This window comes from Bradyrhizobium genosp. SA-3 (assembly GCF_004212635.1).
Classification (GTDB): Bacteria; Pseudomonadota; Alphaproteobacteria; order Rhizobiales; family Xanthobacteraceae; genus Bradyrhizobium.
In genome coordinates, this window is sequence record NZ_PSRT01000011.1 from 36,943 (window position 1) to 50,056 (window position 13,114).

The 13,114-nt window shown below is 57.7% G+C and carries 14 protein-coding genes and 1 pseudogene; 7 read left to right on the forward strand and 8 right to left on the reverse strand.

All coding sequences use genetic code 11. The features are described 5' to 3' along the window. Positions 1 to 214: 214 nt before the first annotated feature. From CWO91_RS05305 to CWO91_RS05340, 7 genes are all read right to left on the reverse strand, one after another. Entirely contained in the window at positions 215 to 844 is a 630-nt protein-coding gene (locus tag CWO91_RS05305) for a hemerythrin domain-containing protein (protein ID WP_130212532.1), read from the reverse strand. A gap of 155 nt (positions 845 to 999) precedes the next feature. After that, positions 1,000 to 1,593 carry a helix-turn-helix domain-containing protein gene (locus CWO91_RS05310; RefSeq protein ID WP_130212533.1) on the reverse strand — a complete coding sequence of 198 codons (594 nt, stop codon included), beginning with the start codon at positions 1,591 to 1,593 and terminating at the stop codon, positions 1,000 to 1,002. Between the two features lie 915 nt (positions 1,594 to 2,508). Beyond that, positions 2,509 to 2,664 (reverse strand): universal stress protein, encoded by a 156-nt coding sequence (locus CWO91_RS44045; protein WP_283810930.1) that lies wholly within the window; start codon positions 2,662 to 2,664, stop codon positions 2,509 to 2,511. A 791-nt stretch (positions 2,665 to 3,455) separates the two neighbouring features. Then, on the reverse strand, positions 3,456 to 4,061 hold the full coding sequence (fixJ, locus tag CWO91_RS05320; RefSeq protein WP_130212534.1) for a response regulator FixJ: 606 nt from the start codon (positions 4,059 to 4,061) through the stop codon (positions 3,456 to 3,458). A gap of 155 nt (positions 4,062 to 4,216) precedes the next feature. Further along, complete coding sequence (locus CWO91_RS05330; RefSeq protein WP_245471128.1) at positions 4,217 to 4,453, reverse strand: hypothetical protein; 237 nt, start codon at positions 4,451 to 4,453, stop codon at positions 4,217 to 4,219. Continuing rightward, on the reverse strand, positions 4,450 to 4,791 hold the full coding sequence (locus CWO91_RS05335) for a hypothetical protein (protein ID WP_130212535.1): 342 nt from the start codon (positions 4,789 to 4,791) through the stop codon (positions 4,450 to 4,452). The genes CWO91_RS05330 and CWO91_RS05335 overlap by 4 nt, the downstream gene beginning before the upstream one ends. Before the next feature lie 74 nt (positions 4,792 to 4,865). Further along, on the reverse strand, positions 4,866 to 5,384 hold the full coding sequence (locus CWO91_RS05340; protein WP_130212536.1) for a hypothetical protein: 519 nt from the start codon (positions 5,382 to 5,384) through the stop codon (positions 4,866 to 4,868). Between the two features lie 438 nt (positions 5,385 to 5,822). Here CWO91_RS05340 and CWO91_RS05345 point away from each other — a divergent pair, with 438 nt between their 5' ends. The 6 genes and pseudogenes from CWO91_RS05345 (at position 5,823) to CWO91_RS05380 (ending at position 9,917) form a co-directional block, all read left to right on the forward strand. Continuing rightward, positions 5,823 to 6,050, forward strand: a complete 228-nt coding sequence (locus tag CWO91_RS05345; protein ID WP_084674912.1) for a hypothetical protein — start codon at positions 5,823 to 5,825, stop codon at positions 6,048 to 6,050. A gap of 431 nt (positions 6,051 to 6,481) precedes the next feature. Next, positions 6,482 to 6,841 carry a hypothetical protein gene (locus CWO91_RS05350; RefSeq protein ID WP_130212537.1) on the forward strand — a complete coding sequence of 120 codons (360 nt, stop codon included), beginning with the start codon at positions 6,482 to 6,484 and terminating at the stop codon, positions 6,839 to 6,841. A 63-nt stretch (positions 6,842 to 6,904) separates the two neighbouring features. Next, a pseudogene (locus tag CWO91_RS44050) lies at positions 6,905 to 7,541 on the forward strand (cbb3-type cytochrome c oxidase subunit I); the annotation flags it as partial. Between the two features lie 517 nt (positions 7,542 to 8,058). Then, the gene (locus tag CWO91_RS43650; RefSeq protein WP_208752986.1) at positions 8,059 to 8,436 is read left to right on the forward strand and encodes a hypothetical protein; all 378 of its coding nucleotides are present in this window, start codon (positions 8,059 to 8,061) and stop codon (positions 8,434 to 8,436) included. A gap of 102 nt (positions 8,437 to 8,538) precedes the next feature. Further along, positions 8,539 to 8,709 (forward strand): cold-shock protein, encoded by a 171-nt coding sequence (locus CWO91_RS05370; RefSeq protein WP_130212539.1) that lies wholly within the window; start codon positions 8,539 to 8,541, stop codon positions 8,707 to 8,709. Between the two features lie 1,022 nt (positions 8,710 to 9,731). After that, the gene (locus CWO91_RS05380) at positions 9,732 to 9,917 is read left to right on the forward strand and encodes a hypothetical protein (RefSeq protein WP_076829490.1); all 186 of its coding nucleotides are present in this window, start codon (positions 9,732 to 9,734) and stop codon (positions 9,915 to 9,917) included. A gap of 736 nt (positions 9,918 to 10,653) precedes the next feature. Here CWO91_RS05380 and CWO91_RS05385 read toward each other — a convergent pair. Further along, positions 10,654 to 11,094 (reverse strand): MarR family winged helix-turn-helix transcriptional regulator, encoded by a 441-nt coding sequence (locus tag CWO91_RS05385; RefSeq protein ID WP_130212540.1) that lies wholly within the window; start codon positions 11,092 to 11,094, stop codon positions 10,654 to 10,656. Between the two features lie 806 nt (positions 11,095 to 11,900). Here CWO91_RS05385 and CWO91_RS05390 point away from each other — a divergent pair. Further along, positions 11,901 to 13,001, forward strand: a complete 1,101-nt coding sequence (locus CWO91_RS05390) for a sulfotransferase family protein (protein WP_130212541.1) — start codon at positions 11,901 to 11,903, stop codon at positions 12,999 to 13,001. The last annotated feature ends 113 nt before the right edge of the window (positions 13,002 to 13,114 follow it).

Below are 13,114 nucleotides of genomic sequence, written 5' to 3' on the forward strand. Positions count from 1 at the left end.
CGCATGCCATACCTGCGACGGTCACATTGTGGAACGTGCCGGAACCAGAGCTCGGGAAGGCTCGGCCATGCCGTTTGCACCGGTGGTCGAGGAAGCGATCATATTGTGCAGAAGCCATCTTGGCGGTACGGCAGCCTACGCGCCCGCGAGCATCCCCATTTTCATTTCGACAGGATGAGCATGAGGTCCACTCCCTGCTGTGAAACGGCAGCGGTCAATACGCCCCATCCGTCTCGGCGCCGTGTCGCGGGTTGCCGGCCTTGGCGGACGAAAACGCGACCGAGCCCCGTTCGGCCTCAGCTTCTTGCTCCAATTGCAGAATATGAGCTCTTAGCGCATCGGAAGTCGCTGCCGCTGTCTCGCTGAACAGCGGATCTCCATGATCGGTGAGGGCGGAAGCGATTTCGGTCCAATCCTGAGCCGAGAGAGCCGTCAGGGCGGCGGGAAAGAAATCTCGTTCTTCCCATATCATGTGGTGCCGCTCCCGTACTATAAAGTCGCGTATGATATTGCCGACGTCTTGCCGAAGGAGTTCACGATCGGCGAGGATGGCGTCAATAGCTTGCGCGAAGTGGTGCAAACGGTCGACGACTTCCTGGTGTTCAAGCGCGAGATCGCCGACGATTGCAGCTGCATCCGGGTCGCGAGCCTTGAGCTTGGAAAAAATCAAGTCTTCCTGTGGATGATGGTACACCTCGGGGTAAACCTCGAAATAGCTGATAATCGCGCGAATGACCTCATAGTCGGGACGAATCCCTTTCTCAAAAATCTCCAATTCGCGTTGAAGAGCGACCAGAAGCAGATCAATGTTGCGATGCTCTTGAAGCAAAAGATCGATGATCATTGCGATGTTCCTGGAGGCACAATGCAGGCTGGAAGCGGTTCTGCCATTTGCAGGATCGCCCAAGCCGAATTCGGTGTCCTTCGCTGCGCTGCAATTGTCCGCGCTGTTCGACGCAAAAAAGTAGCGCGCTTCAATTCGAGCTAGCGTAAATCAACTCAGCCGAAGTTTTGCACAAAGCTCCTGGGCAATCTGTCGTTACGCAGCTCGACTCGGCGTGAGGTCGGCAGGGCGATCACGCCATTCTGCTCAAGTTGGGTAAAGGTGCGCGACACCGTTTCGATCGTCAAGCCAAGATAATCGGCAACATCCTGCCGTGACATGGGCAGTTCGATGGCAGCGTTCTTCGTAGCGCGGCGAGACATATCGAGCAGGAAGGCCACGACCCGGTCTTCAGCGCTGCTGATCAGGAGCATCATATGTTCCTGAAAGCGGCGGAGCTCGAGCGCCATCGCGTCCCACAGCTGCCGTGTTAGCTCCCTCTCGTGACTGGCGCGAACAATGAGGGCGGTACGATTCACCATCAGCAGCTGTGTCTCACAAATCGCTCCGGCCGAAGAGATATGACTTCCTCCGGCCTCGAAGCCGAAGATGTCGCCGGGCAGATAAAACGCACCGATCTGACGGCGTCCGTCTTCCAGAATCTTGTAGGTTCGCACAGCGCCCGAAACCACCTGATACAGGTATTCCGCTGCCTCGTCTTCGCTGTAGATCTCGCTATTGCGAGTGAACCGCATCGGTGTCGCAATCATGCCAAACGGTCCACAACCATGAGGTTGCCCACGCAAGACCCTGGTCGGATGGTGGCTGGTCTCGGTAAACCTGGGGGCCTGGGCGTGCATGGCGGACCCTATCTTGCGAACGTCGATGGGACGCAGATTGGCTGCTCCTGACGAACTGGGAAATTTGGATGTTTCCCCTAGGTAGAAGCCCCTAAGTATTTACACGTAGGTCCCGTGGAGTAGGGCGTCTTGAATGGATGCGGCGCTATCCCTTGGTTGCTCAAACATGCTCAATCGGATTAGAAAGCTGCATGCTGGCTTCGTCAGCCGCGTCCATGGAAACAGTCGGAAGCGCACGGCCGAACCCGTGAAGAACTCCAGCCAGGCCGAACGCTGTCGTCGACCGCCACTTTCGGCTCGCCGCAGGAAGTCTTGTTCGGACGCCGTGACTCTGATTCCCGATCAGCATCGGTGGCCCGCGTGACAAGGCGGATATTGACGGCATCCTGATCGATGTACGCTGGCCGATGTGGACGACGTGCTTGGAAATCATCCGATACGTACGCATGTGGACCGAGTTGGGACCCGGATCATAGAACTCGGCTCGCGTGACAGATTGACCTGGCTCAACGGACAGCTTACCGCTCTCCAGCGATTTTTGAAACGGGAGGAAATCGTGACTTGGCCTGGCTTGAAGCTGAGCTCGGGGCATCGTCGGATGGCCGGTGACAGACTGTCCGCGAGCAGTTCATGCGGCATCTCGACCGTTAGCGCACGTGTAACGTTCGAAGCAGTGTCGCATGATGACGGCCCGCACCTCGTCGATGGGGCGCCGACGAACGCATGATGGCCCGGACAGACGGCACTCCTGTTCCTGGTCGCGCGCCTGGCGTCGCTATTGCGCCGATTGCGACGGCGTTCTGACCGCATCTGGAATTCCTGCCCTCAGTGCGACATCAGGACTGGGATGGTGATTGCACGAAGGATATCTCCCGCGATACCGCCGCGCAGCCTTTCTTGCAGCCGAGAGCGCCCGTATCTACCCATCACCAGCAGGTCGAGGCTTGCGTCCGCCGCAAGCGATAGGAGGGCGCGCTGCACTGAGCGGGATGTCGGGAGTGAGACGACCTTTGCAGAAAGTCCCGGCTTTGCAAGATACTGACCCAGACAGGCGGTGGAGCTTTCCGCTGGGACCCTGCCGGAGTGGCGGTCGCGACGACGGTGAGGGCGTCTGCTTTACACAGCAGCGGCATCGCGTCTTGCAACGCGCGGGCCGCACGGCGGCGGCCGCCCCAGCAAATCCGAATTCGTCTGATCGAAGAAAGCGCCATGGAAAATCCATGGCGGGTACCAAACAGGGCAGGGAATAGACTGGTATGCCGGCGTTCCGTGCCCGCAGTGCCGCTTCGGCCCGCTCCAACGCACGCGACCGTTTGATTTCGAAGACTGAAGTGACTGCCGCCCAGCCGAGCGCAATGACCGCATAATGGTCCTCCCGTAACCGACCGCCACAGCGCCAAGATGCGCACCTATGCCCAATGCGAAGGAAATCGGACCGTTTACTGCAGCCCGCACCGGGAGCTCCGTGGGAGGATGGACCAATATATTGCCGAACTATGCCGTTCTCCGGGCTGATAGAACTGCCGCCCATCGGAGCACAAACCTGGGCCCGCGCAATTGATCTGCTTCATACGCCGTCGTGATTTTGTTTAAGCAAGCAGCAGCTCTCGCGATGGTCCGGAGGCAAGAAACTAGCATCGCGTGTATTGCATCGGTAGCCGTCACTGAAAACATGATCGGCGCGGCGCGGTGCGCCCGAAAACCCTCCGTTCGTCGTCTGGACTGCGCAGCTTGAATGCATGCATCAGCCATTCGCGCCATTTGCGCTGCTGCTAGAGTCCCGCTGTAATGGCGATCCGCATCAACTCGGACATGCTACGGACATGGGACTTGGCCATGAGGTTCGCACGGTAGACCTCGACCGTCCGGGGACTGATGCCGAGATCATGGGCGATCACCTTGTTAATCTTGCCGGCTAATAGTCCCTGCAGGACGTCACGCTCGCGCGACGAGAGGTCCGCGAGGCGGGCTTCCGCCTGCAGTTTCGCTGCGTCATCGGCTGGCTTTGCTGGCCGCGCTTCCAAAGCACTATTGATCGCACGTAATAGCACCTCCTCCTCGAACGGCTTCTCAATGAAGTCGACCGCACCCGCTTTCATCGCTTCGACTGCGAGCGATACGTCGCCATGACCAGTTATCAGGACGACGGGGCAGTCGACGCGATCGGCCTTCACTTTGCGGACCAGTTCGAGCCCGCTCATACCCGGCATGCGAATGTCTGACACAATGCAGTCAACCGGACCGCTCGCGACGTCATTGAGAAACGCGGTCGCCGTCTCATAGGTTGCTACGTAGAAACCGTTAACATCAAGCAGAAACGCAAGCGAGTCCCGCATCGCGGCGTCATCGTCGATCACAAGAATGCGCCGGCCAATCATGTCTCTTCACTAAGCTCCGCGAACGCGGTGAACTGAAAGATCGTGCCGCCGCCCGGATTCGATTCCGCGACGATGTGGCCGCAGTGTGACTCGAATGGTCTGGCAGATTGATAGCCTCACACGCATCATGGTCTTTGGTCGTGACAAAGCCGGCCCTATCTGGGCCAGATGCGCCAGTGCGTCGGCTGCACGGCTACGTGTTCTCCGGTCTTTGCCTTGATCCAGCCGCCGAAGATCCGACGGCAAGGAAAGACCACCCGGTGAATCGTATTACCCTCGATCACGGCGATCTCCAGATCCCGATCAAACGGCGGCGCCGTTTCGAGCCGCTCCCAGGTCAGGTCGCCGTTAGATCTTGAACGGCGTTCATCGCTGCCGGCTGACAAATTCACGCAACCTTCTGAACAGTACGGACGAGATCGTTTGGCCGGCGCGCGAACAGGCTCAGCCCAATATTACCAAGGCGGCGCGTGGTCTCGATCACGTCAGCCGCGGCCGGGGTTTTATCGGCCGTGGCGCCGTTGAACCTATCGTGCCGGGACATCATCCGCTCACCAACCGAAATATTAGGATTCGCGCTGCGAAACAACTCCGGGCCTTCGGTCGAATCGATCTGGATCAGCTCAAGCCCTCGGCGGTTGCTATTGATCGCTGTTCTGCAGAAGTTAAACTGGACTGCCGCTCCCGCAATCTGGCCCGCGGCGGGACAAATGGCGCCGTGGTCTGTCATGTCGAAACATCCTCCGTTGATGAGAAATCTCCTTGTCCCACGGCGTCGGCGTGGGGCGTTGGGTTGTGATGACGTCAGCCGCGCCCTTGCGAGCGGGGCGGCATCCCCAGGCGAGAATGGGAAGACGCCGGAATTCGCTTGACGACATTCGGATGGGCCGAGCTGCGCTCGGCGCCGATCATCGCGCCGGTCCGCAGGTCGATGAAGTGGACGCCATCGCAAGCGGCGCAGGTTATCTCGCGCAGGTCATCGGCACTCAGCTCGGGTGCGTCCGGCAGCAGTCCTTGAACCCGGTCGCCGGTATCTGGACATGAAAAGATGATGGGCCGCCAAGTCTTTCTGTCTGCCATGTGTCTGACCTTGGACTGGAAGACCACTTCTATCAGTAAGCAGCCGCCGCAGTATTGATACAGGTCAAAAGGAGCTGATGCGCGTCCAGCATGGCCGAGCTCGAGCGGCCGCTGCGAGCCGGACAGGCCCGTGTTGGCAGACGACATGTCCCAATTCGGGCGATCCGCCAGTGCCTCGCGTTGGTCCGCAACACGCCAGCGTGTAGCCGGGTTGATGAGGCGCACCGCACGCGAATGGGCCACGACAGCATTTGTCCTCAATGCTGTGATCGGCCGGCAAGCAGAAAAGTTCGCGGCCTCTCGAGGTTCCGTATTGCCAGCGGTTGAGTATGGGATCGATAGAGATCAATAGCCGGCATCTCGGGCGTGAGGGCGCATGCTGCTCTCAATCGTCTCTTTAAGACATTCCTCGATCATCGACTCAATTTTGTTGGTCGAGGGCATGAGCAGACCAGAAGGCGCTGTCGCTCGGCTCAAAACAGAGTGCGGTCCGCCAAGCCGGACAGATAGCGATTGCGGGGGCTGCGGGACAACAGGAGCGCTCGCGCCGCGCCGCCCAAGTCTCGACCGCATCTCCGAGGAGCGGACAACCTCCTGGGGATGCTGCTTGAGGCAGATCAAATACTCTTGTGGCGCGAATGGCAGAATGGCGGATAAGCAAACCCACAGGAAGACGGTGCCATGCCTTCATTTAACGTTCGGTTCATTAAGACCGTTTGTGACGATACCGGCCATGAGCATCGTGCCTGTCAGGCGGCGTTCAAGATCGATGCCGCCTCGCTGAGTGCTGCTGCACAGCAGGCGGAGACCGATTTCTGCAAGCAAAAGAGTGTCCGCGATTGGACAGTCTTCGCCGATGTGATCGAGCTTCGAACCCCGCCTGCATTGCCGCCGGCATGGGGTGGTTAGCTTGAGTTTGGCCAGGGAAGTCTGCGAATTGAATTGGGAGTCAATCCATGAATCTAGGCGCGATCCCGGACAGCGTCGTGCCGACCGTCGATTTGAGAGAACAACTCGTGATGCTGTCGTCAATTCGGCAGGCGCCATGTTGTCTCACGACACCTAAGCGGACCTCGCTGGACGGTTTGCCAGCCTGCCGTTCAACTGGCTCTGCAGCGCTCCGCCAAGCGTCGTACCGGCGCGCCATCCGGATCGAAGGATTTGCTCCCACAAATCGGTCTTATTTGATTGATGTCAAAAACAAGTCTGCCTCCTGCAGCTATGGCTGTTTCGAAGAGCATGCATGTTTGGCCAATCTGCACATATCGATGCCCTTGTCGGTTTAGGAATCTGCTCAGCCGGTTACGAGCGATCCGTCCCGGAAATCCGAACCGACTCACTTGAGCCCGCAGGACATCGATGCGATCGCACGTGAGCTTAATCTGTCCACATCCGCCTTTCTAACCATGGCGCAAAGACCGGGCTCTCCTGAAGCCTTAAGCAAGCGCCTCTCACTTGCCGGTCTTTCCGAGAATGCGCTTGCTGCCGCCAAGGAGACGTATTGCGCGAGGCAGCGGGTGTGCGGCCTGTGTCAGGCCAAGACCCGCTGCGCCGCCGACCTCGAGAGGCAGAACCATGCAATCCGCTCAAAGACCGCCCAAACGAACAGGCCCCGCGGCTCGGTCGTGAGATATCCTCCCGCTGCGCTTTCGCGATCGATCGCGCTCAATCAGTTCCTCGCCGAAGATCTTGACTCCTGAGCAAGCCCCATTTCAAAGAAGGCCAACACAGGACAAGCCCATCGCCGCCTCGAAAGCCACGACATGGGTGAAGCAGGCCTGATGTCTGCATTCGTTGTTTCTGCCTACGCTTGCTTCTTTGCCGGAGCGATGGGACACGATCCGGCGTTTACCTTCTGCGCATTGTTGGCTTTCGCCGCCAGTCTGGCCGTCGCCGCCGTCATCCTCAATCGCCACTATGAACGGCGGGCGCGACTACCGCCGGCGGAGATGAACGGTCGGCCGAGCTACAACTCGGTCCGATCAAATTCGCTTGGCGATGTGGCATCACCGGGTTTTCCATCGGTCTTCTATCGCGTCACAGCTTGCTTGGCCTGCACTGATTTCGGTCTGTCCTGGACGAGCTTCGGGCGACTCCGCCCGCTGCATACGTCGGCTATGATCTTTGCGTTCGGCGGCAACGTGCTTATCGCGACCTCGTTCTACGTCGTGCAGAAGACGCCGCACGCGACTGACTGGCGATCTCGCGCCGTGGTTAGTGGTCGTCGGCTATGGTGTGTGTCAATGTTTTTGTTCTGGTCGCGGGCACCGCTATCTGTTCGGCACCACCCAGTCGAAGGAATACGCCGAGCCGAAGTGGTACGCCGATCTCTGGCTCACCATCGTCTGGGTCATCTATCCCATTGTGTTCCTTGCGACATTGGTGAAAAGGAAGGAGCCGCAGTCTTTAAACGCGACTGTTGCTTCGATGTCACCAAATGGATGAACCGGCGATCTACGCTCGTGTCAAACGAGGGACGACATGTTCGATATTTATTTGAACGGAAGACACGATCTTTTGGTCGTTCCGCGAGGCTTTGCGATCCCCGCGGGATTGGACGGCAATTGGAAGCGAAAGAAGCGGGCGGTGCGTTCGGTGAGCGATGTCATTCGCCAAGATGTGCAACAGCGCGGTTACCACCGACGTAGTTTGATCTCAAATCGGTCGAAGGCGGCAGTTGAGACCTCGTCACACGCGTAGCCAACGCGGCTATCCACGCTGAGCCAGTCTTCGAAACTCTCTGGGCAGGATGTCGCCGATGCGGTCGAGAAACTTGCTTACCGCGTCGACGGCAGATGGGAATCCTGCTTCATTAGGCTTAGGGAGCAAGGTTTCTTTGAAAAAGCGCCGCACGGCGCTGCGGCTTCCCTCAGGATAAGTATTATAGAGCTTTTCCTTGAGTCGATGGCGTGCGCGCGTGAGTTTTCAGCTGTCCATACTGAAGATACTTGCCGGCCAGCCGCACGGACGGGCGAGCATTGAAGTCGTTAAACAACACTTGGCCATCTATTATAGCAGCGGCCCAGAGTGGCCGGCGCGTATGAAGCGCATCGCAAGCCGCGCGCCCCAGCTCGATGTTTTCGGCCAAAGGCTGATCGAGCGAGAGGCCGGGTGCTGGATTATCACCGAGGAGGGAAGGAAGTCTCTTGAGACGCTCGAACAGCTAGATCGGGGTGTTATGCAGGGTCAGGTTGAGCGGGAGATCGCGCAAGAGCCCGAAGATGAGCAGCCGTCCCTGGTGTCTTCGCAGCTGCGAACGAGCGCGTGCAGAAAGCGCTGCCCGGCAAGCGATTGAGCCCGCGCAAAGGCCTATCAGCGTGACGGCTTGCCGCTCAATCCCTTGCTGATGGCCACGTACTCCGATTAGATCGCGCAAGTTCAGTTTGGAGATAATGCAATGGCAATGGGTACTGTGAAGTGGTTCAACGCGACCAAGGGATATGGCTTCATCCAACCTGAGGATGGAGGAGCTGACGTCTTCGTGCACATCAGCGCGGTCGAGAAGGCCGGCTACACCAATCTCGCGGAAGGCGCCCGGGTCAGTTACGAGATGAAGGCCGGTCGTTGAGGCAAAATCAGTGCGGAGAATCTGCGTATTGGTTGACGACGTCGCCGGGCGAGGGACTCTGCCCGGTCCTTCAGCGCTCTGACCGCCTCTGGCGTTCCGACCTGGAGTGTGGCTTCCTTACGAAGCCATCGAGTGGCCTCAGCATGTCATCTCGAAGGCTTGTCGTTGCTTTTTCAGCAAACATCTTATCCCCGAGATTGGGCATGATGATCTTGAATTGGGGTAGAGGGCATCAATTGCGCGGGCTGCATGAGATCGAGCGCAATCTGTCGAGCATTCCGGATCCGACCTCGGCACGCGTGAACCTCACCGATAACCGGCTCGCTCGAGTCGAGGACCATCAAGGGGCCGCGGTCTCTCTACGCGAAATTGGATACATCACACCGAAAGCGAATTGGACGAAAAGCGCGCGATCAAAGCTGAAGCGCGGCCCGTGACTTCACGTCGGCCGCCTCTCTCTAAGAAATCATCGCGGACGCTGAAACCACAACATCTTTCCGTTCTCTGTCCTTCTTCTAAAGAAGTGAAAGTTGTTCATCCGGCCACACTTTGCCCCTCCGACGCGTTGAGCCGAGCCCGGACGACGGACGAGACCGACCTGGCGTCTAGATAAGGCAGCGCGCCAATCGTCATAAGGAGACCATAGTAAGAGATCGCCACGATGTCTCCAGGGCCTCGATGTTTGATCGCTCTAGGTTTAATACAAATCACGAACCTCCCCGAGTTGCAGGTGTTGAGGTTCATCGCGATTGGCTTGCTCATCCCAGAACATGTTAGTCTACGTGCTTAGCTTCGAATAGAAAGGCGTCGATTGGGGCTGCATTTAATTATAACGAAGCCTCTCAACACGGCGTCTGTACGAAGTTTACAATTCCACAGCTGCACTAGTCCAGACGCCTTGTCTTCCGAAAGCATGACCGAGCTTATACCCCGGCGCGAGTTCCTATGATTGTCTCATTTTTACGGTCGTCGCTCCGAAAAAACTGTGTTACAAGCCGCTCCTCTCAAAAGGAGCATTCATCGTGAAAAAAGCAACCAAGAAACGCGTTAAGCGGCGCGAGTGGACGAAGGCAGATATCAAAGAGCTCAAAGTCCATTCGAAGGCTCGAACTCCGGTCATCAAAATAGCAAAAATGACCAAACGCAGTGTCGGTGCGCTACGCCAGAAGGCCTTAAATCTCGGAATCGGACTCGGACATCAGCGGTAATTTTGAGCAACGCTGGCCACTGGCGCGGTAGGGCGGCTCGCGGGCCGCCCTCCATGGCCATACAAACTTTGTCGCACATTAGCTTTGCCGATCCGCGCTGAGAGAGTTTTTCACGCACGTGCTGGATGGCCTTCAATGTCGCGGAACGGGCTCCAACGCCTCCTCATCTTTGATCGTTTCGACGGCCGCTTGCGATGTATGATCGCGAGTGAAGACATAGTCTTAGCCATAGCCCTGTCTCGAAGATAAAGCCCCGACACACTCGGTCCCGGCATGCATGCGATGGGGCCACATCGCCCAGTCCGAGGCGCGTTAGCGTTTCGAGAAGCTGACCACTCCCAGACGAACTCCCGTAGGGGCCGACTCTAGCATCCGTTCGCCAGCAGCTTCTTCAGCTTCGGCGAGGCAGTCTTGGCCGCGCTGGGCCGAACAATCGGCTGACCGCTTTAGCCAAATGGAAACAACCTCGCGAATGGGGCATCCTCGAAGCTCATGCCAGGCTAAAGTTTGGGCGCAAGCGGACGCCGCCGAACCTGTCGGTTAGCTCGAGCTCCAAAGCGATATGGCGCGCTCAGCAGCAATTGAAAAAGCGCTCTGTTAGCTTGATAGATGGCGGCGGAGCGGTTACGTCCTGAACCCGTCATCACCTGCGCGCCCTCGGCGTTGTGAACGGACCACAACCACCTGCGACCGCGCTGCTTCAAGAAATACTCGAAGGATGGCAGACTGGACATGGTTAGCTAGCTTCATTTCTGACGGTCGTGCGTTTGCTCTTCTGAATCCCAGAGCGGGCCCTCTCCAGACGATGCCTCACTGTAACAAGCTTGGCAATGAACTCGCTGGATGGGTCAACACCGAATTCATCAAATGCGAGCTCATCCCGCGCTTTCTGTCGTGGCGCCAAAGTCGCGAGATGCTTGCGCCTTTTGGCCGTCAGCGACATATGCACGATCCGGGCATCGCTCGCGGAGGACTTGCGCCGCAGGAAACGTTTTTCTCTAGCAGCTTTATAGTGGGTGCTCACGAAGGAAGGGTCGACGTGCATCGATCGTGACGCCAGGTTGAGCAGTACACCCTTTTCTTTGCCCAAATAGGCTACCGCCATCAGGATCGTCCATCGTGGCCCAGTGATGCCCAGCACATTGGCAGAATTTGGCAAGTTCTTCGAGACACGCATTGATCAATCTGATCTCCCACATGAACGGTCGGACAATCACATCTCCGTCAGTAGAGATGCGGCCAAGCGCGCTTGCTGGATCAGGTAAATCCGGCGGCATCTTAGGTCAGGTTCTGTCCTTGACAAGCGTCCCTAGCGCCGAATAGGGAGAACAACGCTGCAAGAGCAGGTAAATCAAATACTTGGTATTATTCGGAGGGACGGGCTTGCGAAAAACAGGCTGGCCGGAGCTATGGCTCAGTGTCTTGACGGGCCAGCGGCAGCATTCAGGGAAAGTTGCGTCAGGATCAATACCCGCTGACAAGATTGATGCGCCCTGCCAAGTGAGATGTCCGCGATATGATCTGCTTCTTTGCCCCGCTCGCCTTAGCCGAATTTCTTTGGTGTACGCCGAGCATCAGCGAGGTGCATGTCGCATTTACGTTTCAAATGGCGCAGCAAACAGCAACGTGCCGATTATAGGTAGCAACGTTCCATCTGCCGCGGACGGTTATTCGGTAAACCTCCGTATAGTTCTTTCCAACCTTCCCATATCCGCAGGCAATCTTCGTGCGATTGAGTTGGCCCTTGACTTGGGCTCAGCTGTCGAGCAACCGAGGCGCGATTGCCGGTGTCGAACCTTTCTGTGATCCGGCCCAATCGATCGAACTGAACGGATCTCACATCATGGGTGGCAGGAAAGATTCTTGTCCTATTGACGCTTGGTACGCAAGCCGTCGGCCCCAAGCGATCCCGCGGCTGGCTTTATTTGGCTCGATCGAACGAGCGGGGACGAGGTTCGCTTTTCAAGCACGAGGGTCTGAACGATGAGCGGACGTTTTGGCCGTTCGCCTGCGGTGTGCTTTCTCCTCGGTCTTCCGCGATCCGGGACGACACTCCTGGCGCACTTGCTCCAGCACCATCCAGACATCGTGGCTCCGCCTGAACCCTGGTTGATATTGGCGCTTGAAGCATTTGGCAGGGTGGATCAGCGTCACCCGGCGGGCAGCTCACTGATTGAGGCCGCGACCTCCGAATTCCTGGGGCGGATAGATCGCCCGATCGTCAGCCGCGCTTTTGCCGATGCAGCATACGATCAGTATCTGGCAGAAGCGGGCAAGCGCATCATCATAGACAAGACACCACGCTATTGGACGGTGCTTGAGTTTCTTGAATCTGTCTATCCAGAAGCGCCACACATCCTTCTGATGCGCAATCCCTATGCCATCGCCGCTTCACTGAAATCGACGTGGGGCATCCCACTGCGGACAGAAAGCTCGCATTCGGTTAGCGTATCCAGTCTCGTCGATCTCATGCTCCGTCTGCCCGACGTCATCATAACTTCACTCGCCGATTTGGTTCTGGGCCTTCCCAAGCTCGCCGCGCACCGCACTCGCCGGCAGACACAGTTCGTGCAATACGAACTGCTCGTGGCGCATCCGGACGAGGAAATCCGGCGCCTGTTGACGGGGCTCGGCTGTGACCCAGCGGCCGTCGCATCGGCTGGGATGAGACAAGCAGATTATCTTCGATCCAGCAGCTTTGGGGATCGAAAAATCCTAGAACGAAACGCCGTCGACGAAAGCTCTGTCAAGTCATGGCAATCTCAATTGAGCGTCGAAGAGATGCAAACCGTGACTGATTTGGTCGGCGCTGAGCTTTTGCTAGAACTCGGATATGAGCAGGAACTGCTGCATGCACAGAAAGCCGGAGTGCTGGATAAGGGAGGGGAGGTAACCGAACTCTATCGTCGGATATTCCGAACATGGTGGGATTTGCGAAGTACCAAGACGGGAGCATTATCCGGCCCTTCTCACACTGGAGCGCCGGTCCACACTGCTTGGAACGTTTCGGAGAACCGCGACGCGGCTATCGAGATGTTGAGAGGCGAGGTCGCGCGGCTTGAGCAGATCCTCAATATCTCCTAGGGCGATCTGAATGCTTGCGATCAAAACACGCTGGTTGATTTAGCCAAGATCTTTAACCCGCACGAGCTGATCTCCCGATCAGGTGTGACGCAGGCGCCGGCCGCACCAGCGGG

What these genes read in the sequence shown, in the direction of transcription:
- CWO91_RS05305 (WP_130212532.1), bottom strand. Translation starts at nt 844, where the DNA reads ATGATCATCGATCTTTTGCTTCAAGAGCATCGCAACATTGATCTGCTT.
- CWO91_RS05310 (WP_130212533.1), bottom strand. Translation starts at nt 1,593, where the DNA reads ATGATTGCGACACCGATGCGGTTCACTCGCAATAGCGAGATCTACAGC.
- fixJ (WP_130212534.1), bottom strand. Translation starts at nt 4,061, where the DNA reads ATGATTGGCCGGCGCATTCTTGTGATCGACGATGACGCCGCGATGCGG.
- CWO91_RS05335 (WP_130212535.1), bottom strand. Translation starts at nt 4,791, where the DNA reads ATGACAGACCACGGCGCCATTTGTCCCGCCGCGGGCCAGATTGCGGGA.
- CWO91_RS05345 (WP_084674912.1), top strand. Translation starts at nt 5,823, where the DNA reads ATGCCTTCATTTAACGTTCGGTTCATTAAGACCGTTTGTGACGATACC.
- CWO91_RS05370 (WP_130212539.1), top strand. Translation starts at nt 8,539, where the DNA reads ATGGCAATGGGTACTGTGAAGTGGTTCAACGCGACCAAGGGATATGGC.
- CWO91_RS05385 (WP_130212540.1), bottom strand. Translation starts at nt 11,094, where the DNA reads ATGCGTGTCTCGAAGAACTTGCCAAATTCTGCCAATGTGCTGGGCATC.
- CWO91_RS05390 (WP_130212541.1), top strand. Translation starts at nt 11,901, where the DNA reads ATGAGCGGACGTTTTGGCCGTTCGCCTGCGGTGTGCTTTCTCCTCGGT.